General features: G+C 62.2%; 23 protein-coding genes. 14 read left to right on the top strand and 9 right to left on the bottom strand.

Annotation, left to right across the window (positions count from 1 at the left end; all coding sequences use genetic code 11):
* Window positions 1–27 precede the first annotated feature (27 nt).
* Complete coding sequence (locus AC1P6P_RS04355) at window positions 28–1,647, top strand: inorganic phosphate transporter (RefSeq protein WP_481401215.1); 1,620 nt, start codon at window positions 28–30, stop codon at window positions 1,645–1,647.
* On the opposite strand, the gene AC1P6P_RS04350 is transcribed toward AC1P6P_RS04355, so the two are convergent.
* Together AC1P6P_RS04350 and AC1P6P_RS04345 are read right to left on the bottom strand one after the other, a co-directional pair.
* Window positions 1,644–1,982, bottom strand: a complete 339-nt coding sequence (locus AC1P6P_RS04350; RefSeq protein WP_481401214.1) for a P-II family nitrogen regulator — start codon at window positions 1,980–1,982, stop codon at window positions 1,644–1,646. The genes AC1P6P_RS04355 and AC1P6P_RS04350 overlap by 4 nt on opposite strands.
* Window positions 1,983–1,992: 10 nt before the next feature.
* Window positions 1,993–3,201 carry an ammonium transporter gene (locus AC1P6P_RS04345; protein WP_481401213.1) on the bottom strand — a complete coding sequence of 403 codons (1,209 nt, stop codon included), beginning with the start codon at window positions 3,199–3,201 and terminating at the stop codon, window positions 1,993–1,995.
* 641 nt (window positions 3,202–3,842) lie between these two features.
* On the opposite strand from AC1P6P_RS04345, the gene AC1P6P_RS04340 reads away from it, so the two are divergent.
* Both AC1P6P_RS04340 and AC1P6P_RS04335 read left to right on the top strand, forming a co-directional pair.
* Complete coding sequence (locus AC1P6P_RS04340) at window positions 3,843–4,109, top strand: DUF4258 domain-containing protein (RefSeq protein ID WP_481401223.1); 267 nt, start codon at window positions 3,843–3,845, stop codon at window positions 4,107–4,109.
* Between the two features lies 1 nt (window position 4,110).
* Entirely contained in the window at window positions 4,111–4,560 is a 450-nt protein-coding gene (locus AC1P6P_RS04335) for a helix-turn-helix domain-containing protein (protein ID WP_481401212.1), read from the top strand.
* Between the two features lie 15 nt (window positions 4,561–4,575).
* Here AC1P6P_RS04335 and AC1P6P_RS04330 read toward each other — a convergent pair whose 3' ends face one another.
* Entirely contained in the window at window positions 4,576–4,947 is a 372-nt protein-coding gene (locus AC1P6P_RS04330) for a hypothetical protein (protein ID WP_481401211.1), read from the bottom strand.
* 437 nt (window positions 4,948–5,384) lie between these two features.
* Between AC1P6P_RS04330 and AC1P6P_RS04325 the strand changes: the two genes are divergently transcribed.
* From AC1P6P_RS04325 to AC1P6P_RS04300, 6 genes are all read left to right on the top strand, one after another.
* Entirely contained in the window at window positions 5,385–5,804 is a 420-nt protein-coding gene (locus AC1P6P_RS04325; RefSeq protein WP_481401210.1) for a type II toxin-antitoxin system HicB family antitoxin, read from the top strand.
* A 120-nt stretch (window positions 5,805–5,924) separates the two neighbouring features.
* On the top strand, window positions 5,925–6,839 hold the full coding sequence (gene deoC, locus AC1P6P_RS04320) for a deoxyribose-phosphate aldolase (protein ID WP_481401209.1): 915 nt from the start codon (window positions 5,925–5,927) through the stop codon (window positions 6,837–6,839).
* A gap of 277 nt (window positions 6,840–7,116) precedes the next feature.
* Window positions 7,117–7,512 carry a cytidine deaminase gene (locus AC1P6P_RS04315; protein WP_481401208.1) on the top strand — a complete coding sequence of 132 codons (396 nt, stop codon included), beginning with the start codon at window positions 7,117–7,119 and terminating at the stop codon, window positions 7,510–7,512.
* A 4-nt stretch (window positions 7,513–7,516) separates the two neighbouring features.
* The gene (deoA, locus tag AC1P6P_RS04310) at window positions 7,517–8,824 is read left to right on the top strand and encodes a thymidine phosphorylase (protein ID WP_481401207.1); all 1,308 of its coding nucleotides are present in this window, start codon (window positions 7,517–7,519) and stop codon (window positions 8,822–8,824) included.
* A gap of 212 nt (window positions 8,825–9,036) precedes the next feature.
* Entirely contained in the window at window positions 9,037–10,407 is a 1,371-nt protein-coding gene (gene guaD, locus AC1P6P_RS04305) for a guanine deaminase (RefSeq protein WP_481401206.1), read from the top strand.
* Between the two features lie 49 nt (window positions 10,408–10,456).
* A complete protein-coding gene (locus tag AC1P6P_RS04300; protein WP_481401205.1) occupies window positions 10,457–11,452 on the top strand; it encodes an adenosine deaminase in 996 nt (331 codons plus the stop codon).
* Here the strand turns inward: AC1P6P_RS04300 and AC1P6P_RS04295 are convergent, their stop codons facing one another.
* Window positions 11,453–11,725 carry a DUF2934 domain-containing protein gene (locus tag AC1P6P_RS04295; RefSeq protein ID WP_481401204.1) on the bottom strand — a complete coding sequence of 91 codons (273 nt, stop codon included), beginning with the start codon at window positions 11,723–11,725 and terminating at the stop codon, window positions 11,453–11,455.
* Between the two features lie 6 nt (window positions 11,726–11,731).
* Window positions 11,732–13,219, bottom strand: coding sequence for a glycogen synthase GlgA (gene glgA, locus AC1P6P_RS04290; RefSeq protein WP_481401203.1), 1,488 nt, complete (start codon window positions 13,217–13,219; stop codon window positions 11,732–11,734).
* Between the two features lie 280 nt (window positions 13,220–13,499).
* On the opposite strand from glgA, the gene AC1P6P_RS04285 reads away from it, so the two are divergent.
* The 3 genes from AC1P6P_RS04285 (at window position 13,500) to AC1P6P_RS04275 (ending at window position 15,104) form a co-directional block, all read left to right on the top strand.
* On the top strand, window positions 13,500–13,688 hold the full coding sequence (locus tag AC1P6P_RS04285) for a hypothetical protein (RefSeq protein WP_481401202.1): 189 nt from the start codon (window positions 13,500–13,502) through the stop codon (window positions 13,686–13,688).
* 155 nt (window positions 13,689–13,843) lie between these two features.
* Window positions 13,844–14,173 (top strand): hypothetical protein, encoded by a 330-nt coding sequence (locus AC1P6P_RS04280; protein WP_481401201.1) that lies wholly within the window; start codon window positions 13,844–13,846, stop codon window positions 14,171–14,173.
* A gap of 10 nt (window positions 14,174–14,183) precedes the next feature.
* The gene (locus AC1P6P_RS04275) at window positions 14,184–15,104 is read left to right on the top strand and encodes a hypothetical protein (protein WP_481401200.1); all 921 of its coding nucleotides are present in this window, start codon (window positions 14,184–14,186) and stop codon (window positions 15,102–15,104) included.
* Here AC1P6P_RS04275 and AC1P6P_RS04270 read toward each other — a convergent pair.
* From AC1P6P_RS04270 to AC1P6P_RS04260, 3 genes are all read right to left on the bottom strand, one after another.
* Window positions 15,101–15,622 carry a hypothetical protein gene (locus AC1P6P_RS04270; protein WP_481401199.1) on the bottom strand — a complete coding sequence of 174 codons (522 nt, stop codon included), beginning with the start codon at window positions 15,620–15,622 and terminating at the stop codon, window positions 15,101–15,103. The genes AC1P6P_RS04275 and AC1P6P_RS04270 overlap by 4 nt on opposite strands.
* A 104-nt stretch (window positions 15,623–15,726) precedes the next feature.
* Window positions 15,727–17,712: a TonB-dependent receptor gene (locus AC1P6P_RS04265; RefSeq protein ID WP_481401198.1), complete on the bottom strand. Its 1,986-nt coding sequence runs from the start codon at window positions 17,710–17,712 to the stop codon at window positions 15,727–15,729.
* A gap of 72 nt (window positions 17,713–17,784) precedes the next feature.
* Window positions 17,785–18,090, bottom strand: coding sequence for a hypothetical protein (locus AC1P6P_RS04260; protein WP_481401197.1), 306 nt, complete (start codon window positions 18,088–18,090; stop codon window positions 17,785–17,787).
* 410 nt (window positions 18,091–18,500) lie between these two features.
* On the opposite strand from AC1P6P_RS04260, the gene irrA reads away from it, so the two are divergent.
* Window positions 18,501–18,914, top strand: a complete 414-nt coding sequence (gene irrA, locus AC1P6P_RS04255) for an iron response transcriptional regulator IrrA (RefSeq protein ID WP_481401196.1) — start codon at window positions 18,501–18,503, stop codon at window positions 18,912–18,914.
* 169 nt (window positions 18,915–19,083) lie between these two features.
* Window positions 19,084–20,676 carry a rhomboid family intramembrane serine protease gene (locus tag AC1P6P_RS04250; RefSeq protein ID WP_481401195.1) on the top strand — a complete coding sequence of 531 codons (1,593 nt, stop codon included), beginning with the start codon at window positions 19,084–19,086 and terminating at the stop codon, window positions 20,674–20,676.
* Here AC1P6P_RS04250 and AC1P6P_RS04245 read toward each other — a convergent pair.
* On the bottom strand, window positions 20,654–21,374 hold a 721-nt coding region (locus AC1P6P_RS04245), incomplete at its 5' end, for an AMP nucleosidase (protein WP_481401194.1). The genes AC1P6P_RS04250 and AC1P6P_RS04245 overlap by 23 nt on opposite strands.

Below are 21,374 nucleotides of genomic sequence, written 5' to 3'. Positions count from 1 at the left end.
CAGTCGCAATCAAATTTGGGGGTTTGTATGGACGCCGTTTCCAATACGACCGACCTTTACGCGCCGGCCACCAAGCCCAGGCTGGATCATCGCCCCGCCACCACGACGATCATTGTCTTCTGCTGCCTGTTGGCGGCGGGGATCGGTTATGGTGCGCACGGTCTCGTCACCGATCTGGAACAGGTGCACGAAACCATCGCCGTCGGCGTCTTCGCGCTGCTCGGCTTGGCGCTGCTGATCGCGCTCGGGTTCGAATTCGTCAACGGCTTCCACGACACCGCCAATGCCGTCGCGACCGTGATCTACACCCACTCGCTGCCGCCGCTGGTCGCGGTGGTGTGGTCGGGAGTGTTCAATTTCCTTGGCGTCATGGTGTCCAGCGGCGCGGTCGCCTACGGCATCATCACGCTTTTGCCGGTGGAGCTGATCCTGCAGGTCGGCAACACCGCCGGTTATGCGATGATCTTCGCGCTGCTGATCGCGGCGATCGTGTGGAACCTCGGCACCTGGGCGCTGGGCATCCCCAACAGCTCCAGCCATGCGCTGATCGGCTCGATCATGGGCGTCGGCCTTGCCAACCAGTTGATGGCGCCGGTCGGGCAGGCGACCTCGGGCGTGGACTGGTCGCAGGCGTGGAATGTCGCCCGCGCGCTGTTGTTCAGCCCGCTGATGGGGTTCGTGTTCTCGGCGCTGCTGCTGCTGGTGATGAAATTCTTCGTCCGCGTGCCGAAGCTCTACAAGGAACCGCAAACCTCCTCGCCGCCGCCGTGGTGGATTCGCGGCATCCTGATTTTCACCTGCACCGGCGTGTCGTTCGCGCACGGCGGCAACGACGGCCAGAAGGGCATGGGCCTGATCATGCTGATCTTGATCGGCGCCGCGCCCACCGCTTATGCCCTCAACCGCACCATGAGCGACACCGATACACCGGCGTTCGTGCAGGCATCCGCCGCGGCGCAGCAGGTGTTCGTCGCGCATGCCGGCGATGGGCCAGCGATGTCGGCCGCTGCGGCGCGCAAAACCGTCGGCGATGCGCTGCGGGTGAAGCAGCTCAACCGCCCGGAGGTGTTCGCCGGTCTTGGCGTCCTCACCGGCGAGACGGTGAAGAACATCCGCAATTACGGCGCCATCGCGCGCATTCCCGCCGCCGCGACGCCCAATATCCGAAATGACATGTATCTCACCGGCGATGCCATCCGCCTGTTACCGGCCTCGGGCGCCAAGTTCACGCCAACCGAAACCGCAACGCTGAAATCCTACAGCGACGATCTCAATGCCGGCACGCGCTTCATTCCGCTCTGGGTCAAGGTCTGCGTTGCCATCGCGCTCGGGCTCGGCACCATGGTCGGCTGGAAACGCATCGTCGTCACCGTCGGCGAGCGCATCGGCAAGCATCACCTAACCTATGCCCAAGGCGCCTCGGCTGAGCTGGTCGCTGCCGCCACCATCGGTGCCGCCGAGCTGTACGGCTTGCCGGTGTCGACGACGCACATTCTCTCAAGCGGCGTCGCCGGCACCATGGCGGCCAACGGCTCCGGCCTGCAATGGTCGACGGTGAAGTCGATCGCCAGCGCCTGGGTGCTGACACTTCCCGCCGCAATGCTGATTGCCGGCAGTCTGTACTTCGTGCTTCGCCAGTTCGTCTAAAGCGCGTCGTTGTCGCGTTCGCCGGTGCGCACCCGCAGTGCCGCTTCGAGATCGACGACGAAGATCTTGCCGTCGCCGATCTTGCCGGTCTGGGCGCCTTTGCGGATCGCTTCCACCACTGCGTCGAGGCGCTCGTCGGGCACCGCCACTTCCAGCTTCAGCTTGGGAATGAAGCTGATGGTGTATTCGGCGCCGCGATAGACTTCCTTGTGGCCTTTCTGGCGACCATAGCCGCGCACTTCCGAAACCGTCATGCCTTCGGTGCCGGTGGCAAGGAGCGCGTCGCGCACGACGTCGAGGCGGTGCGGCTGGATAATCGCGATCACGAGTTTCATCAGGTTCTCCTCACCCATTCATGTTGTAGCCGGTTTCGCCGTGGCTGGAGAAGTCCAGACCCTGGATTTCCTGCTCGCGGTCGATACGCCATCCGGCGACGGCTTTGACCAGCTTGATAATGAGGAAAGTTGCGGCCACCGACCAGAGGCCCGTGACGATAACAGCTTCAACCTGGACGCCGAACTGGGCCCAGACCGACTTGACCACGGTGCCGCCGACCCCGATGCCGGCCGCAAAGGGAACAAGCAGGCTGCCGAGCGCCCCGCCGACACCGTGGACGCCGAGCACGTCGAGGGCGTCGTCGACCTTCCAGGCGCGCTTCACCACCAGCACGGCGCCATAGCAGACCGTACCGCCCGCGATCCCCAGGGTCACCGCGCCCAGCGGACCGACATAACCCGAGGCCGGGGTGATGGTGGCAAGGCCGGCGACCGCGCCGGTCACCGCACCGACCAGCGACGGCTTGCCGAACTTGATCCACTCGATTCCGATCCAGACGCAGGTCGCCGTAGCGGCAGCAAGGTGGGTCGCCAGCATGGTCATGCCCGCTTCGCCACCAGCGCTGAGGGCGCTGCCGGCATTGAACCCGAACCAGCCGACCCACAGGAACGCGGCGCCGACCATCACCATCCAGGGCGCATGCGGCGGCTGGACGGAGTGGGGGAAGCCGTGCCGCGGACCGAGCATCGCGGCGGCGAGGAGGGCGGAGACGCCCGCGGTCAGATGCACGACGATGCCGCCGGCATAATCCATCGCGCCGCTGAAATAGCCGCCGCCCCAGATCCAGTGACACACCGGGGCGTAGACCACGATCAGCCACAGCGACGAGAACAGGAGTACGGCGCCGAATTTGATGCGCTCGACATAGGCGCCGATGATCAGGCCGGGGGTGATGATCGCGAAGGTCATCTGGAACATCACGAACACGCTTTCCGGAACGGTCTTGCCCGGATGCACCATGCCGCGTCCGATGTGCTGGAGGAACGCCGCGTTGAGATCGCCGATCCAGGCGCCGGTGCCGGAGAACGCTTCCGAGTAGACGAAAGCGAACCACAACATCGAGACCACGCCGGCAATGGCGAAGGTCTGGAACAGCACCGACAGGATGTTCTTGGCCTGCACCAGGCCGCCGTAAAAGAAGCCCAAGGCCGGAAGCATCATCATCAGCACTAAGGCGCTGGACACCATCAGCCAGGCGGTATCGGCTCCGTTGATCACATTGCCCTCCAGAGAACGTTCTTCTGCTTATGGGCCGGGCACGTTGCAAAAATAGCCATCGCCCGCAACGCGGCACGTTGCCATCGAACTGGGCAATTATCGTGTTTGCTTATTTGGTGTGCATCATTTGAGGCAAACTGCCTTTCAGGTGAGCAACCCTATCTTTCCTCCCCCGCGGTTCTCCGCCTTTTGCGCCGCACACTGACGAAACAGCGGGGGAGGTGGCGCGAAGCGACGGAGGGGGGGCAAATTTAATACGCCCGAAACTCTAGCACCTGCAAATCATTCGCTAGCGACCGCGAGCCAACCCCTTGCCGGAACAGCCAAAACGCCACACTGCCGCACCCCCTTGAACCCTGCAGGAGGTTTCCCCATTTCTATTACATCCCAATAATTGCATTTAGGGGCCGCTGGGCAGTGAACCGCCGGCACGCTAGCCGTTTGGGGCAACCAATTAAGCTCATGTCCATTGAGTTCATGTATCATGGTGATACCTATGCGAGGTATCAGAATGATACACCGAGCCCGTCATGACCGCTTCCAAGCCAAGCTAGGTAAGACCGAAATTGCCGGAACCGTGGCCGCCGGCAGAGGCGACGGCGCGATTTAACGAGATCGCCAAGGAACCGGAAAATTTCAACGTGTCTTTCAAACTGCACGCCGTCGACCAAGTGAGCGAAAGGGACATAACCGCACCAGACATCCAATGCGTTTTGAAAACCGGGTTCGTTTACGAAGCGCCAGTTCCAGCCACGCAGCCGGGTCTGTATCGCTACAAGGTGCGTGGCCCTACACCGAGTTCCAACACGCGCGAAGTGTGCATTGTCGCAATTCCATCGATGCACAAATGCGACGTGAAGATAGTTACGGTGATGTGGGCTGATGAGCCTCTGGCACGAGGGAAATAAAATGTCTGAGTATCACTACACCGCCAGCGGATTGGACAATGTGACACTGGTTGGCTTGCCGACAGTGCGCGATGACGACGGTGATGAGTGCATCACAATCGAAAACCTGAATGGCCTTCACAAGGTCATTGCCGAAGCGATCGTGAACCGTCCGCGAGGAATGAATGGAAAAGAGCTGCGGTTCCTGCGCACGCTAATGGGTAAGACGCAGGCGCAACTCGGTTCCGATGTGCATCGCAACGGGTTGTCGATCTTGCGATGGGAAAAGAACGAGTGTCCGATTGAACCGAATGCCGAAGCGCTCATCAGGTTGATGGCAAGAGATGCCCTGAATCTCCAGCTTAACGTTCGGGTAGACGAACTGACAGGCTGGTGCATTCAGAGCGCGAATATTCAGCCGATCCGCATTGATGCACGGGACCCAACCCGCTACCGACCACTCGCTGCATGAGCATCAATCGTGCGGTCAAACCCCGTCACCCATTCCCACGGTCCGCTGCAGCGGTGAGATTTCGGTGCGGTGTTCGATTTTCAGCCACAGCAGGATGCGCCAGCCCCAGCCGAACACGCCGCCGATCACGGTCGGGGCCACCAGTTCGGTCAGGTCTGGCGTGATCGGGTAGCTGGCGCCGATGATGCCGCAAAGGCCGGTGATGGCGCCGGCTCCGAAATAGAGCCACGCCGACCGTGCCCCCGCGATTCGTACCGCGACGGCGCCGGGAATGGCGAAGAAGAAGGTCCAGAACAGCGCAAAGCGCAGCCATTCGGGACCCAAGAAAAGGCCGGCAACGGCGCCGGCAAACAGTGCAACCGCCGGCAGTATCCGTAAGGGCTTCATCGCGCGTCCCTTTCGACTTTGTTTACTAACGCGCCACCGCCCCCGATCCGTCGAATTCAAGTGTTTTCGCGAAAGCTGCTCGGTAGGACACTGTGAGGTAATGCTACTAAAAGTGGTGCGGGGGAGCCACATGTCAAAAGAACCATCGATCGAACCTGGACGGGAGCGAGCGCCGTCAACGCTACGCCAGCCTATTAAGCTCCTGGAATCGATGCGCAAAAATCCGGCCGGCGACTGGACCCTAAATGATGTCGAAACATTATGTAATAAAACGGGCCTTGCCTTTAAACCGCCAAGGCGTGGAAGTCACTTTAAGGTGTGTGCGGCCGGAGATTCGATGATTCTAACCATCCCAGCAAAAAAGCCGATCAAGGCACCCTATATTAAGTTACTGGTCGCAATGGTGGATAGGGTGCAACGGTCACGGGGAGAATGAAATGGACAAGTTCTACCCGATTGTTGTTTGTGAGATTTCCGCAGGTGATGGAGGCGGATTTCTCGGGCTTGCTCCCGATCTGCCCGGATGCATGTCTCATGGAGATACGCCCGAAGAGGCAGTAACGAGCGCCGCAGAAGCTGTACGTGAGTGGATTGACGAAGCTCGCGAGCAGGGAATGGAGATTCCGGAGCCTGGTTCATCGGGTGTTACAGCGCACGCTGACAGGATGCGCCTGCTCGATAGGCTTAGGGAGCAACAGAAGAAATTCGAGGACGTAGACGCCGAAGTACGGGCTCTACGGGCGAGTGTAGAAGAAGTTCTCGGAGCACTTTCTCGTCCGCACTTGGCTGATGAATTGACGTGGACGTGTGTTGCTGTCCACGAGCATAAAAAGCGTCGAGAGCGCATCGTCCAGTAATGCACGATAATCCGTTCTGGGCCATTTGAGTGGCAGAACGGGCCTAACCGCAATTTCTGCGCACAAGCCGTGCGTCGCGGGCGGCTTGACTTGGCTGTGGCTGGGTGGAACCGTCGGATCATGCTGAATAATCACGATAATCCCTCCGATCCGTCAGGCGCCGTCCGCCGCAATCCCGTGGCCCTGTTCGACGCGGAATTGGTCCATACCTTAACCGTCGACGACAGCGATGTGGCGCGTGCGGTGGCGGCGCTGGCTCCGTCCGGGGCTCCTCGGCTGGTGAACGCCATCCAGTGCATCGACCTCACCACCCTGTCGGGCGACGACACGCCGGAGCGGGTCCGGGCGCTGTGCGCCAAGGCGCGCCAGCCGCTCAGCCCGGAAGCCGAGGTGAAATTCGGTCCCGTCACGACCGCCGCGGTCTGTGTTTATCACGCCTTCATCGCGACGGCGCTGGAAGCCTTGGCCGGTACGAATATTCCGGTGGCGGCGGTGTCGGCGGGATTCCCGCACGGCCTGTCGCCGCTCAGGGCGCGCATTGTGGAGGTGGAAGAATCGGTTGCCGCCGGTGCCCGCGAGATCGACATCGTCATCGACCGTTCCAAGGCGCTCACCGGCAACTGGCAAGGCGTGTATGACGAGGTGCGGGCGTTCCGCGAAGCCTGCGGCGAGGCGCACATGAAGGCCATCATCGCCACCGGCGATCTTGGTACCCTGACCAATGTCGCGAAGGCGTCGGTCGTCTGCATGATGGCGGGGGCGGACTTCATCAAGACCTCCACCGGCAAGGAGGCGGTCAACGCCACGCCGGAATTCGCGCTAGTGATGGCCCGGATGATCGACCTGTGGCGGAAAAAGACCGGCTACAAGGTCGGCTTCAAAGCGGCGGGCGGCATTGCCAAGGCAAAGGAAGTGCCGATCTATCAGGCGGTGATGCAGTCGGTGCTGGGCGAGGAATGGCTGCAGCCCCACCTGTTCCGCATCGGCGCCTCGCGGCTGCTGGGCGATCTCGTGGAGCAGCTGGAAAAGGTGTGAGTAATATCCCTCTCCCCTTGAGAGGGAGGAAGAAAAATCACGGCGTTAGCGTTGCGCCGCAAAGACCTCAAAGCAGGAACGAAGGGCGCGACGCTAACGCCGATGATTTTTCAGGTGAGGGTGCGCGATTTACCCCTCACCCGCAAAATCTAGCACTTAGCCTCGCATCGCGGCGGTCCGACGAGTGTGCAATCTCGGCTAAGTGCAAGATTTTGCGCCCTCTCCCTCAAGGGGGACAAAGAAAGCGATTTGGACTGTGATGGAACACGGAACCGCTATGACTGACGACATGCTCACCTTGGCCCGCACCGTGCGGACCCGCGCCTATGCACCGTATTCCAAGTATCAGGTCGCGGCAGTGGTGCGCGGAGCCAACGGCAAGCTCTATGCCGGCACCAATGTCGAAAACATCGCCTATCCGGTCGGCAATTGCGCCGAGGCGTCGGCCTTGGCCGCGATGGTCGCCGATGGCGAGACCCGCATCATCGAGGCGCTGGTGATCGGCCCCGAGGGCGATTTGTGCACCCCGTGTGGCGCCTGCCGCCAGCGCCTGCGCGAGTTTGCCGATACCGACCTGCCGATCCACGTCGCCGATCCGACCGGGATCAAGAAAACCATTACGCTGGGCGAGCTGTTCCCGCTCTCCTTCGGCCCCACCATTCTCAAGAAATAGCCCCATGCTCCCCCAGGAAATCATCCGCAAAAAGCGCGACGGCTTTGAGTTGTCGGACGCCGACATCGCCGAATTCATCCAAGGCGTCACCGCCGGCACCGTGTCCGAAAGCCAGGTCTCGGCCTTCACCATGGCGGTGTTCTTCCGCGGCATGAGCTTCCCCGAGCGGGTGGCGCTGACCCGGGCGATGACCCATTCGGGCACCGTGCTCGACTGGGGCGATTTCGGCCCGGTGCTCGACAAGCATTCCACCGGCGGGGTGGGCGACAAGATCAGCCTGATGCTGGCGCCGATGGTGGCGGCGTGCGGCGGCTTCGTGCCGATGATTTCGGGGCGCGGCCTCGGCCATACCGGCGGCACCCTCGACAAGATGGGCGCCATCCCCGGCTACAACGCGACGCCCGACCTCGGCACCTTGCGCGATGTGGTCAAGAAAGTCGGCTGCGCCATCATCGGCCAGACTGCCGATCTCGCGCCCGCCGACCAGCGCATCTACGCCGTCCGCGATGTCACCGCGACGGTGGAGTCGATCCCGCTGATCTGCGCCTCGATTCTGTCGAAGAAGATCGCCGCCGGCCTGCAAGGGCTGGTGATGGACGTCAAACTGGGCTCCGGCGCCTTCATGGAGAATCTGAAGGACGCCACCGATCTCGCCGAAACAATTGTGAAAATTGCCGGCGGAGCAGGGCTGCCCACGGCCGCCTTACTTACCGACATGAATGAGGTGTTGGGCCTGACAGCAGGCAATGCCATCGAAGTGGTGGAAGCGGTCGACTATCTTACTGGCAAACGCCGAGAGCACCGTCTACATGAGATCACCAAGGCGCTGGTCGCCCAGATGCTGGTGCTCGGCAAGCTTGCGGCGACGCCTGACGAAGGTCTGGCAAAAGCCCAGGAGTCTTTGGATTCCGGCAAAGCTGCAGCAAAGTTTGAAGAGATGGTCGCCGCCCTCGGCGGTCCGTCGGACGTCCTCACCAAGCCCGAACGCTATCTCGCCAAGGCCCCGGTGACGGTTCCGTTCAAGGCGCCGCGCTCCGGCGTCATTGCGGCCGAGAAAACCCGGGCGATCGGTTTGATTGTGGTCGATCTCGGAGGTGGCCGCCGGAAAACCACCGACTTCATCGACATGGGTGTCGGCCTGTCCGATTTCCTCCCCGTTGGCACCCCGGTGGAAGCCGGCGAAACCGTCGCGCTGATCCACGCTAAGGACGAAGCCGACGCCGCCAAAGCCGCCGCGTCGCTTGCCGACGCCATCACCATCGCGGACGCAACGCCGCAAACCCGCCCTCTGGTCCACGCGCGGGTGGTATAACAATTGTCATCCCCGGCCGAGGATCGCGCGCGCCAGCGTGCGGAACGAGGGGAAGGGGACCCGGGTAGCGCAAGCAAGTTGATGTCGAAAGTTTTCGCCGTGCTGTTCATGTCCAACTTCGATGGGATGCCGGGCGTCCAGACCTCGGCCCCTTTCCCCTCGCGCGCCTTGCTTTGCAGCGATGCCGCGCTCGGCCGGGGGTGACAACGAACATGCGTCAGGTTTTCCGCGGTATCGTTTTTCACCTCCTCGACGACCCCGATCGGGGCGCCGATGCGGCGGTCGTTCATGACGATGGCGCGCTCCTGGTGGAGGATGGCCATGTGGTGGAGGCCGGTACCTGGAACGACATCCAGCCGCTGGTGAAGGGGGCGCCGGTCGAGCGTTTCCCGGACGGGGTGATCGTGCCCGGATTCATCGACTGCCATGTCCATTTTCCGCAGATCGACATGTTGGCCTCGCCGGGTCATCACCTGCTGCACTGGCTGTCGGCCTATGCCTTTCCGGCCGAGAGCCGTTTCCATCACGAGGACGTCGCCGCCGAGACCGCGCACTTCTTCCTCGATCAGTTGCTGGCGCACGGCACCACAACGGCGCTGGTGTTTGCCACCGCCCACAAGGTCGCCGCCGAGGCGCTGTTCGCCGATGCCTTCCGCCGCAACATGCGCCTGATCACCGGCAAGGTGCTGATGGACGTGAATGCTCCGGCCGGCATTTCGGACACCGCCGAGACCGGCTACATGGAATCTCGCGCCCTGATCCGCGATTGGCACGGCAAGGGCCGGCTTGGTTATGCGGTGACGCCGCGGTTTGCGCTGACCTCGAGCGAGCGGCAGTTGGAACTCGCCGGACGGCTGCTGGCCGACCACCCCGGCGTCAAGCTGCATACCCATCTGTCGGAGAACACCGATGAGATCGAGGCGGTGCACCACCTCTATCCCGATTGCCCGGACTATTTCGGCGTCTACGAGAAGTTCGGTCTGGCGACGCCGCATTCGGTGTTCGCGCATTGCCTGCATCTGTCGCCCGAGGAATGGGCGCGGCTGTCGAAGTCCGGTTCCAATATCGCCTTCTGTCCGACCTCCAACCTGTTCCTCGGCTCGGGTCTGTTCAATTTGAAGGTTGCTGAAGCAGCCGGTGTGCGGGTCGGTCTCGGCACTGATGTCGGCGCCGGCACCAGCCTGTCGCAGCTCGCCACCATGAACGAGGCCTACAAGGTCTGCCAGTTGCACAAGCGGACGCTGAGCGCGTTCAAGCTGTTTTATCTGGCGACGCTGGGCGCGGCGCGCACCTTGCGGCTCGACGACAAGATCGGGAATTTCACGCCCGGCAAGGAAGCGGATTTTGTCGTGCTCGACGTCAAGCATCTGCCGCTCGCCCGCCGCCGCTGGGAGCACGCTTCCACCTGGGCCGAAAAACTGTTTGCCCTCGCCATGCTGGGCGACGACCGCGCCGTCGCGCGAACCTACGTCGCCGGCAATCTGCAGCACGACCGCGACAACACGCTGTCATCCCCGGCCGAAGCTCCGCGGCGCGCCGCGCGTCGGAGCGAAGGGGATGGGGACCCAGGTTTCGACGACTGAAGTGACACCTGTGTGTTGCCACCTTCACTCGACTCTGGCACCCTTTGTCATGGACCACTTCATCGCCCAGCTCCCGAAAGCCGAACTCCATCTTCACCTCGAAGGCAGCTTCGAGCCCGAGTTGATGTTTGCCCTCGCGCAACGCAACAAGGTCGCGATTCCCTATGCCTCGGCCGAAGCCGTCCGCGCCGCGTATCGCTTTTCCAACCTGCAGGATTTCCTCGACATCTACTATGCCGGCGCCTCGGTGTTGCTGCACGAAGAGGACTTTTTCGACCTCACCCATGCCTATCTGAAGCGGGTCGCCGCCGACAATGTTCGCCATGTCGAGGTGTTCTTCGATCCGCAGACCCACACCGGCCGCGGCGTGCCGTTCCAGACCGTCGTCGACGGCATCTGGCGGGCTCTCAAGGCCGGCGAACAGGAATTCGGCATTACCTCGAAGCTGATCTTGTCGTTCCTGCGCCATCTGCCGGAGGAGGCGGCGTTCGCGACGTTGCGGCAGGCCGAGCCCTATCTCGACCGCTTCGTTGCCGTCGGGCTGGATTCATCCGAGGTCGGTCACCCGCCGTCGAAATTCGCCCGCGTGTTTGCAGCGGCGCGCGACGCCGGTCTGAAACGTGTTGCCCATGCCGGCGAGGAGGGGCCGCCCGCCTATGTCTGGGAAGCGCTGGATATTCTGAAGGTCGACCGCATCGACCATGGCAATCGCAGCCTGGAAGACCCGCGACTGGTGGAGCGCATCGTCAAGGACGGGCTGACGTTGACCGTCTGTCCGCTGTCGAACCTGAAACTTTGCGTGGTAAACGATCTCAAGCAGCACCCGCTCAAGCGGATGCTGGAACTTGGCCTCAAGGCCACCATCAACTCCGACGATCCGGCCTTTTTCGGCGGCTATGTCGGGGACAATTTTGCGGCTGTTGCGGCGGCGCTGCCGTTGGCGCGCGAGGATTTGGTGACGCTTGCCGTCAACAGTTTTGCCGGTTCGTTCCTGAGCGAGGAAGAGAAGGCCCGCCACGTTGCTGCGGTGCGGGCCTTGGTCTGATCAGGCCGCCTTCGGCAGGGCGCCAGGATCGCAGCGGGCGGCTTCGGTCCGTTGCGGTGCTTCGCGCACCTGCGGGCGCGGCATGGCGAGTTCCGTGTTCTCGCGCTCCTCGAGCGCGACCAGCCAGGCCCGTTCGAGTTCGGCATTGAGTTCGGTGATGGCGCGCAGCCAGTGTTCCTCGGCGCATCCTTCGGGGCGTCCCTCCCGTTCCCAGATGGCGTGGCTGCGTGATCTGATCTGGTCTTCCGCTATGAGGTGATCGAGTCCCATCATTGTCTCCTATCCGGCCGCACGTCGCGCCGCTGTTTCGCCCCCCTCCTGGTTATCGCCGCCTGTAGACGCCGTGCCGGTGACATTGCGGTAAAGCTCCATGTAGGTTCCCGCGCTCCGGTCCCAGCCGAAAGCTCGGGTCATGGCCTGCAATTGCACCAGCCGCCAATGTAATGGATCGCGATAAAGGGCGAGTGCGCGCGACAATGCGTGGATCATACCATCAGTGGTCGGATCATCAAAGACGAAACCGCTGGCCGTACGATCCGAAATGGAGACATTGTTTGTATCAACAACAGTATCGGCAAGGCCTCCAGTCCTGCGCACGACCGGCAAAGTGCCGTATCTCAGGGCGTATAGTTGTGTCAGGCCGCAGGGCTCGAAACGCGCCGGTGCCAGAAGGATATCGCTACCAGCCTGCAGCTTGTGGGCAAGCGCTTCGTCGTATCCAATCGTAGCGGAGACGAAGGCGGGATTTTTTTCCGCGGCCTCTGCCAGCGCATTTTCGATGGTGCGATCGCCTTCGCCGACGACGGCGAGCTGCGCCCCGCTGGCGGCGATCCAGGGCAAAGCCGCGACCAGCGTGTCGGCCATCTTCTGCTCGGTGAGGCGCGAGACGAAACCGATCAATGGTCCTTCGGTTTCGGGAAGCTGCGTTTCGCGCAGCAGGTCCTGCTTGCAGATGCGCTTGCCGCTGGTATCGCGGGCGCGGTAATTCGCCGGCAGGAAGCGGTCGGTTGCCGGATTCCAGATGGTCTCATCGATGCCGTTGAGGATGCCGCTGAAATGGCTGCCGCGGGCGGCGAGCACGCCTTCAAGCCCGAAACCGTATTCGGGCGTCAGGATTTCGCGGGCGTAGGTCGGGCTGACGGTGGTGACGCGGTCGGCGTAGCGCAGCCCCGCTTTCAAGTACGAGACTTTGCCGTAGAATTCGAAATCGCCGCTGCCGATGTCGGGAACATGGTCGTGGGCGAAAATGCCTTGGAACGCCATGTTATGGGTCGTGAACACCGTGTGCGGCCTGGGGCCTTCATGCTGCGAAAGAAAGAACGGCACTAGACCGGCGTGCCAGTCGTTGGCATGCACCACGTCGGGCGTCCAACCGATGCCGGTTTCCCCGAGCGCGACATCGGCCGCCGTCCGTGCGAGAAAGGCGAAGCGCAGGGCGTTGTCGGCCCAATCGGCGCCGTCGTCGTCCTGATAGAGGCCACCGGCGCGGCCGAACAGTTTGGCACTTGAAACCAGCAGGAGCGGCAGGTCGCAGTCGGGGAAAGTTCCGCCGATCAACACGCCGTCGTCAATGCCGAAAATTGGTTTCAGGTGGGCCGCCACCCGAGGGCTCCGTAGCTGGACGACTGCACGCGGGTAGGCTGGCATCATCACCATAACGTCGGCGCCCTGGCGTGCCAGCGCGGCTGGCAGCGAGCGGGAAACGTCGGCAAGACCGCCGGTTTTGGCGAGGGGATAGGCTTCGGACGTCACAAACAAAAGGCGCATGGCACGTCCTGTCTGTTGCAGAGCAACGCTCCGGTCGGCGCCGGCCGGGTCAAGTCAATGGAGCGAAAGGAAATTCCGTCGGCTGCGTGAGTAAAATGTTTCTAAGACTTACTACAAATAGATTCCAAACTGCGACAACTCATGCACAGCTGGGGATTCTACGTACGGGCACTCTTTCGCTCCGTCCGCCGTAACGGAAAAACGGCCGCGCTGTCGGACAGTTCCAGCCATGCGCGTAGAAATGTGCTATTATTTTTACGGGTAATGGGGAGTTATGGTTATGAAGGCGGTAATCGTCGTTCTGGCCGGGCTGGTCTTTCTGATCATCGCCGCGGCGCATGGCTACCGGATCTATGCAGCAGTTCCGATTTTGGTGGCGGGCCACGCCGTACCGATCGTGTGCAGCTGGTATGCGGCGATCGGGTCCGCGGTTTTAGGGCTGCTGCTGCTTCTGTTCGGCCGCAAATAGACGAAATGCCCTGAATACGGGAACAATACCGCGCGGAAAGGGCCGTGCGGCAACCTTGTCATGGAAATTTTGTCCCGTTTTGGGCCGAAATTTGGTAAGAATGCGCAGGCTTAAAGGGCCTCAGAGCTCCGGGCTGCAACATATGGGGGATGGTGATGCGGTACGCTGAGTACCACAAGAAACTTGCTCGTCTCGACAAGCAGATAGCCGAATGCGTCCGGCGCGAAGCCAAGGCCGCCGGCGGTTCGCCGTGGTGGTTCCGGGTGATGCCGAGCCTGGCGGCCAAGGCGATCGACGAAGTTGCCACCCGGCGTGGCAGGCTGGCACGCGAACGCGCCAAACTCGAACAAGACGTGTTTGGCGCGTCTTCGCTGTTGTGGAACACCGACCCAGTCGCCGTATTCCGCCGCACGGTTCCGAGCTCGGAAGAAGCCGTCGAGCATCTGCGCGCTGCGGCCGACGCCGCGTTCAAGCTGAAGAGGTAGAGCGGGCATCATGAGCAACGACCGTCAGATCATCGACTATCTTTCGCCTGCAGAACTGATCGCGCTGATGAACGAAACCGGCATCATTGGCGTCAATGAAGCCGTCATGTCGGACGGCAAGCCGGTGATTCACGCGGCGGTGAAGGTGGTGAACGCCGAAACCGGTGAGCAGCTTCCGGGCGGATTGCCGTTTTCCGTCGTGATGTTCAAGGGCGCGAATGAGCCGGGCTATAGCAACATTGCCATCGGCACGATCGTTCCGGCCGCGGAGCTGAACGTCACGCTGCCGCGGGATTACTTCAACTTCTGCAATCAGAGGTTCCGTTTCAGCCGCGTGTTTCCGGTCGACGCCTCCTCGTTCGTGATCCAGATGGATCTGATCCTGCGGAATGCGACGCGCGAGTACGTGAAATTCAGCCTCGGGCTGTGGGGATCGCTGTTTGCGCATGTTCTGTTCGAATTGGTCGGGCGCGAGCGGGAATCCCTCGCTGCAGCCGCCGAGGCCTACGCGCACGTTCACACCGATTTCGCCGCGCAAATTGCGAACACTCCCCAAGCCGAGGAAATGCCGCCGCTGCCGGTCGAAATCGCCGAGCCGGCCGTGATGGCGCTCGACGTCGAGGCGATCGTGCCAACGGATGTGATGCCCGCAGAAGTGCCCGAACACGCCGAAGCCGCGGTCGCAGAACCGGCTGTTGTGGTGGAGGAGGCCGAGGCGGCGGTGGTCGAAGAACCGGCGATTGCGGAGGCAGTCGATACGCCGCCGGAAGCCGTCGTCGAAGCAACCGCTGAATTGGAACTCAGCATCGTTGCAGGGCCCGCCGCGACTGAGCCGGTCGAGACTGCCGAGATCGCCGCCGAGACTGCCGAATTGGCCGACGCCAAAACCGTCACTGACGTCAGTGAGCCCAAGGAGACGGCTGCCGCCTAATTGCGGCGTCGTTCGTTCGGGGTGCGGTTTTCAGCCAGGGCGCGCAAGTGTTGCGTGTGCTGGGCGCTGACCGCACCGCCGCTTTTCGGAAACCGGAGAATAACCCGGCCTTGACCGGAGCGCGGTGCGAAGGCTTTGGTGTGGTCGCGCTGGCCTTCGAGTTGTCCGGATATGCGATACTTTCCGGCCGGCAGATTGACGAACAACCATGGCCCTTCGCAATGGGCGGCGAAGATCTGGTGCCTGCGGTCGGCAATGGACACGTCGCCGTCCGTCACCCACTGACCACTGCGGCCGGCAAACACGATCTTGAGCGGATAGCTATTCCATCGCGGATCGTTCTGGCGTTCCCAACCGATGCCGGTACAGACGGTGGCAATGCCGGAAACCTTCACCGGCTTGTCGAGCGGCAGGTTCGGTGCGGCGAGCGCGGGTGCAACGAACGTCAGCACCATCGCGACGGCGAAAAATGGTGTGTAGATCATACAAACGAGACTACCGGCTCCGCCGCCCGGCATCAATCGGCGCCCGGCGTGTTGCGATGCGGCGTCAGGTTCCGGCGCGGCGCGAAAGCAGCGCACGCCTGACCGATGCAATCAGGCAATGCGCTGCGTCGAACGCGCTACAGCGAGGCGCGCAGCACCAGACGGACATCGCGTCCGGGAGCCACGACGGTATCCTTGTTGAACGAGGCGGCGTTGCGCTCGACCTGGTCGGCGAGGTTGTGGCCGACGAGATCGAGGTGCCATCCGTCCGTGAGCGGGAACGACAGTCGCGCACCGACGTCGGTATAACCTGCCGTTGCCGTATCGAACGGACCGAACTCGGTCTGCTTGCCGATCTGCATCACATCAATGGACGCTGAGAAGCTTTCGCTGTCCCAACTGAACCCGCCGCCGGCGCGCCACGGCGGGATGCGCGGCACGTTGCCTCCGCCGCCCAGCGTCGCGCGCACGTAATCGCCTTGGAGATCGACCGAGAGAATGCCATCGCCGGTATCCCACAGACGGTAGCTGCCTTTGCCTTCCAGTCCGCGAAAATGGGCCGATCCTTGCCGATAGAAGAGTTCCTTCAGATCGCCTGCACCGCCCACGGCGCAAACGCCGCCGTCATCGCAGGTGCGGCCCGTTAGGTCGCCATAGATGTAATTGTCGAACCACGAACTCCACAGGCTCAGATCCATGCTGAATTTGCCGCTGTTGATCCGTACCGAGCCTTCCAGGGCGTTGGCACGTTCGATTTTCAGCGTCGGATCGCCGGTTTCATAGGTGCCCGGTCCGTCATGTCCGCCGCGGGCAAACAGCTCGGTCTGCGCCGGCGCCCGTCCTGCGGTCGAAGCGGTGAGACCGAACTTCAGCCAGTCGTTTGCGGTAAACAGCAGCCCCGCCGCGCCGCTGAGAGGCGTGAAGTCGCGTCCGATGCGAACATTGGACGCCGGCGTTCCGGTCACATGCACGTTTTCGGCCCGCACACTGGTTTCGAGATTCAGTCGGCTGCCGATCGGCGTGTCGGCAAAGACATAGCCGGCAAAAGTGTTGGTGATCGCCGGGCTGAGATAGCTGCTGTCGACGCCGACGGCGGAATAGTCGCGGTTCTGCGCATCAATGCCGACCGCCATCGACGAGAACGGTCCCACCGCTCCGATCAGCTGTTCGATACGGACGTTGGCTTCCTTGTTCTTGAAGGTGGTATTGACCGAGCCGTCCGGGTTCTTCTCCTCGTGCGAATAGTTGGCATAGGACCCGTCGATGTTGAGCGCCTGCAGCGGGCCGGCGGCAATATCGAACGAGGATCGGCTGATGAGCTTGGTTTGCCGCATCAGGAGGTAGGTGGTGTCGCTCGGGATGCCGTATTTCGCGTCGTATTGGACCAGGGCGAGGCCGGTATGATCCTTGTCGTCGAAGAAATAGCTCGAACCGAGCGCAAAGCCGTTGCCGACGAAAAACGAATTGGCCTGGGTGCCGAGCGGCGTCGCGTAGTTGCCGGCGTTGCGATAGAAGGCATCGGCGTGAATCGCGAATTTGCCGGCGGCGATGTCGGTGAGGACCGAAGCTTCGCCGGAATTCGCGACGTAGCCGTAGGCCGCGGTGGCCTCGCCCGAAAAGGTCTGATCGGGCAGGGCAACCGGCACGCGGTTGTTGAGCGCGTTAACGACACCGCCGATGGCCTGACTGCCATAGCGCAACGTGGCGGCGCCGCGCACCACTTCGATATTCTGGGTCGAAAGCGGATCGATCGGCACGCCGTGATCGGGGCCGACGTCGGACACGTCCGAACTCGACAGACCGTTTTCGACCAGTTTCACCCGGGCTGAATCCATGCCGCGAATGATTGGGCGGGAGGCGCCGGCGGCAAATCCCGACACCGAAACGCCCGGCACATGCGACAGGGCATCGGCGAGATTGCCGCCGCCGGCCGCCAATATGGCGTCACGGTCGACGGACGCAATGACCGTGGCGGTGTCATCGATATGTTTGCTGATCGGGGAGGCGGTCACCACCACCGTCTCGACACTGGAACCCCGTTCGGGGCTGTAGACTTGCTGGGCGGAAACGGGCGTAAGAAGTGCTGCCGCCGCGGCGGTCAGCAGAAGGCTTCTGCGAAACACGGGAGATTCTCCACGCTGGATGTAAAGCGGCACGGCCGCAGAAACGCGGCGCGCGCGATGGCGAGCATCAGGTCAGGCGCGTGGTGGCGCCCGGCCCATCCAGTTGTGGGACTGAGGGAATGCGGCGAGGAATGGTGCCTGCCGGAGCGGCAACAGCGACACCACCGCGTTTGGCGGCAACACCGCAGCCGCAGCGGGCGCTACGTAGGCACCGCCGTGCACGAATTCCTGGCACAGGAAGCATTTGTCGACGTCGATCGGCGCCTTGGTCGAATCCGGAGCCGATACCGAGACGCCAGCGACGGACTGGAACGACTGCGGCAGGTTGTGAATGTGGGTCTGAATCAGGAAGCTCTGCAGGGAGAACGCAAAAAGCACAACCAGGATCAGCAGGGACCGGCCGGCCCCTCCCGTTCTGAGTGTCTTTTTGCCCACGCGTTGCATTGCCGTCAGTTTAACTGGCCAGCCGGGCAAAACGCAAATTACCGAATTGGAATGGTTACCATGGCGCGTCGTCGTAAAAGTCGTTGCCAAATAGTACGCAAGACAAACAAAGCATTCCCGTCAATCAACCTGCCAATTCCCGTCAAAAGAGCTGTGTAAAGTACATCGCGCCCGGCGCGAAAACCTGAGAACCGTTCCCAACTTGCTGTGCAAATACGGGAAAGACCTTACTAGGGCTTCTGTGACAGTCACGTCACTTTACAAATCGATTGTAATTATCAACGTAATCGTTCCTGGGGCGGTCCGCGGTCGATCGCGGCAAATCGGGACCAATGGGGATTTTCGTGCAGATAGACGATATCGACGAAGAGACGATTGCGCGTCTTCGTAAAGCTGGCCTGCGGCCGACGCGTCAACGGCGGGAATTGGCCCATCTGCTTTTTTCCGATTGTCGCGAAGCCGTGACGGCGGAAGGCTTGCACGCTTTTGCGCTGAAGAACGGCATCAAGGTTTCGCTGGCGACGGTCTACGGCACCCTGCACAGTTTCTGCGACGTCGGCATGGTGCGTGAAGTGTCGATCGACTCCCGGCGCTATTTCGACACCAATCCGGAAAACCGCCAGTACTTCTATTTCGAAGACGAGCGCCGGCTGGTGGCTGTTCCGGAACGCGATGCCGGTTTCAAGGACGTGCCGCCGCCGCCGGAAGGCCGCAAGGTCTCGCGCGTCGACGTGGTGGTCCGCCTGCGGCGCGATTGAACTCCGTCCTGACGGGGGTCGAGAGGAGGCTGCGAACGCATCGCCGCGTTGAGACGTTTCAAGCTGCATGATAGAAACGCGCGGGGTTCGGCTCCGCGCGTTTTTTGTTTTCCGCGGCGGCAGAGCCTCGACGGTGCTGGCTTGGTCAAGCGGCATCAAGGGGGGCTTCATGGACCACTATTTCTTCCGGCTGCGATTCCTGTTTGTTCCAGTGGTGCTGTTTTCGCTCGCCGTGATTGCCGCGTATTTCGCGGTGTGCGCAGTGCTGGTGGAGTGGTCCGGCTGGATCGCGATCGGCGGTGAACTGCTCGAATTCTGGCTGCCGTTCGGCGTCGGCCTGGCGGCTATGGCAACGTTCCTTGGCCCGCGGTTGCGCATCTTCCTTCCGGCCGAAAAAGGCAATCCGAATACGCTGTTCATCTTGTGCGCGGCGCTGCTGATCATTCCGCCGATCATGGTGCTGCAACCCTCGCTGCAGGAGACGATGTGGGGACTGCGCCCGGTTTCGACGCTGACCGCGATCCCGGCGGACAGCAACGCGCGCTATTACGCGCCGCAAAAAGCGTGCGTAAACGTGCGGGGCGCACGCTGGAACGGCTTCGCCCACAGCACAGGCAGCAGCAACGACATCGCGTTCGAACTTTATGCGGCGGTTCCGGTCTGCGGCGATGGTGGCGCGACACGCTACTGGGTCGGCATCCATCGAAGTCACACGGTGCGGGCTTCGATGCCTCGCAATGAACGTGTCGAAGTCGCGAACGCCTTCGAGCGGGAGACGCGCAACGAAGTCGAAACCCTCGATCCGTCGAGCTGGGCCTATGTCGAACGCCTGCGCTCCGGCAGCGACCGGCATCAATTCGACAAGGCGATCGGCGCTGCGACGGGGGCTGTGATTGTTGTGCCGCGCACCGAACCGTTCGGCGTCAACACGCAGAACCGCCTGGTGCGGGCCGCGTGGGTGTTCGGCGGCGCCGCCGTGCTGTGGGCCTTCGTGCTGCTGTTCCGGATATTGGACGAGGACGAGGTCGAAAGCGTGCAGGCCACCGGAAAGTTGACGGCGAAGCCCAAGAGTGATTTTTCGCTGTGGCTGCTGGTGGTGCCGTCGCGAACGCTATATGGCCCGGCGGTGCTGTTTGATCTCATCATCGGCGTTTTTGCAGCAATGGTATTTTCCGGGCTCGGCATCATGTCATTCCAAGTGGACGATCTCGTTGCCTGGGGCGCCAATCGCGGGCCTCTGGGATTAGGACCTGGGCATCTCGGACTCGTCACATCGATGTTTCTGCATGGCGGCCTGATGCACATGGTCAACAACCTCTACGGCCTGTTGTTCGCGATCGGGTGCCTGGTGCCGGTGGCGCGCAACAGCCGGCTGATCCTGTGCTTTCTGATTTGCGGCGTGGCGGGATCGGTCGCCAGCGTGTGGTGGAACCCGGCCGTAATCGGCGTCGGTGCATCCGGTGCCGTGCTCGGATTGTGGGGGATGGCGGTTGCGCTGGCGGTTCTGCGCGATGATCGCATCGCCGGCAATGAACGCTACATCCTGATCAACATCGCGATCTTCGGCGGCATGACCGCGCTGCTCGGCGCGCTGTCGCCGAATATCGACAACGCCGCGCATGTCGGCGGCTTCCTCGCCGGACTGATGATCGGCGTCGTACTGTTCGTCTGGGAAAAGATCAGTCCAGACCCCGAAAACCAGGACACGTATCAGGGTCTGACGACCAACCTCTTCAAGGCTATCGGAAAGCCGGTTCGGTGAAGCTGCGCAGTTTGCGGGAATGGAGCGTGCCGTTTTCGGCTTCCTGGCGCAGCAGTTCGAGCGCGCGAATGCCGATCTGCAGGTGTTGCGACACGCGTTCTTCGTAGAATGCGTCCGCCATGCCGGGCAGCTTGATCTCGCCGTGCAGCGGTCGGTCGGAAACGCACAGCAGCGTCCCATAGGGCACGCGGAAGCGATAGCCGTTGGCGGCGATGGTGGCGCTTTCCATGTCGATGGCGATGGCGCGGGACTGGTTGAAGCGACGGGCCTGTTCGGTGAAGCGCAGTTCCCAGTTGCGGTCGTCGGTGGTGACGACGGTACCGGTGCGCAGGCGTTCTTTCAGCACCTGGCCGGTTGCGCCGGTGACTTCGCTGACCGCTTTAGTGAGGGCGAGCTGCACTTCGGCGATCGGTGGCACCGGGATCTCGCGCGGCAGCATGTCGTCGAGTACATGATCGTCGCGCAGGTAAGCATGCGCCAGCACGTAATCGCCGAGCCGCTGGTTACCGCGCAAGCCGCCGCAATGGCCGACCATCAGCCAGACGTGCGGGCGCAGCACCGCGAGATGGTCGGTGATGGTTTTGGCGTTGGAAGGGCCGACACCGATGTTGACTAGCGTGATGCCCATGCTGTTCGGCTGCACCAGATGATAGGTCGGCATCTGCGGCTGCTTCAGGAGCGGCGGGCACGATGGTTCC

This window comes from Rhizomicrobium sp., assembly GCF_056722145.1.
This window is presented reverse-complemented; position numbering and strand designations above follow the sequence as displayed.

Bases quoted from the DNA above. Each gene is read 5' to 3' on its own strand.
- AC1P6P_RS04355 (WP_481401215.1), top strand. From the start codon at position 28: ATGGACGCCGTTTCCAATACGACCGACCTTTACGCGCCGGCCACCAAG.
- AC1P6P_RS04350 (WP_481401214.1), bottom strand. From the start codon at position 1,982: ATGAAACTCGTGATCGCGATTATCCAGCCGCACCGCCTCGACGTCGTG.
- AC1P6P_RS04335 (WP_481401212.1), top strand. From the start codon at position 4,111: ATGTCTGAGTATCACTACACCGCCAGCGGATTGGACAATGTGACACTG.
- AC1P6P_RS04330 (WP_481401211.1), bottom strand. From the start codon at position 4,947: ATGAAGCCCTTACGGATACTGCCGGCGGTTGCACTGTTTGCCGGCGCC.
- AC1P6P_RS04325 (WP_481401210.1), top strand. From the start codon at position 5,385: ATGGACAAGTTCTACCCGATTGTTGTTTGTGAGATTTCCGCAGGTGAT.
- deoC (WP_481401209.1), top strand. From the start codon at position 5,925: ATGCTGAATAATCACGATAATCCCTCCGATCCGTCAGGCGCCGTCCGC.
- AC1P6P_RS04315 (WP_481401208.1), top strand. From the start codon at position 7,117: ATGACTGACGACATGCTCACCTTGGCCCGCACCGTGCGGACCCGCGCC.
- deoA (WP_481401207.1), top strand. From the start codon at position 7,517: ATGCTCCCCCAGGAAATCATCCGCAAAAAGCGCGACGGCTTTGAGTTG.
- guaD (WP_481401206.1), top strand. From the start codon at position 9,037: ATGCGTCAGGTTTTCCGCGGTATCGTTTTTCACCTCCTCGACGACCCC.
- AC1P6P_RS04300 (WP_481401205.1), top strand. From the start codon at position 10,457: ATGGACCACTTCATCGCCCAGCTCCCGAAAGCCGAACTCCATCTTCAC.
- AC1P6P_RS04295 (WP_481401204.1), bottom strand. From the start codon at position 11,725: ATGATGGGACTCGATCACCTCATAGCGGAAGACCAGATCAGATCACGC.
- glgA (WP_481401203.1), bottom strand. From the start codon at position 13,219: ATGCGCCTTTTGTTTGTGACGTCCGAAGCCTATCCCCTCGCCAAAACC.
- AC1P6P_RS04285 (WP_481401202.1), top strand. From the start codon at position 13,500: ATGAAGGCGGTAATCGTCGTTCTGGCCGGGCTGGTCTTTCTGATCATC.
- AC1P6P_RS04280 (WP_481401201.1), top strand. From the start codon at position 13,844: ATGCGGTACGCTGAGTACCACAAGAAACTTGCTCGTCTCGACAAGCAG.
- AC1P6P_RS04275 (WP_481401200.1), top strand. From the start codon at position 14,184: ATGAGCAACGACCGTCAGATCATCGACTATCTTTCGCCTGCAGAACTG.
- AC1P6P_RS04270 (WP_481401199.1), bottom strand. From the start codon at position 15,622: ATGCCGGGCGGCGGAGCCGGTAGTCTCGTTTGTATGATCTACACACCA.
- AC1P6P_RS04250 (WP_481401195.1), top strand. From the start codon at position 19,084: ATGGACCACTATTTCTTCCGGCTGCGATTCCTGTTTGTTCCAGTGGTG.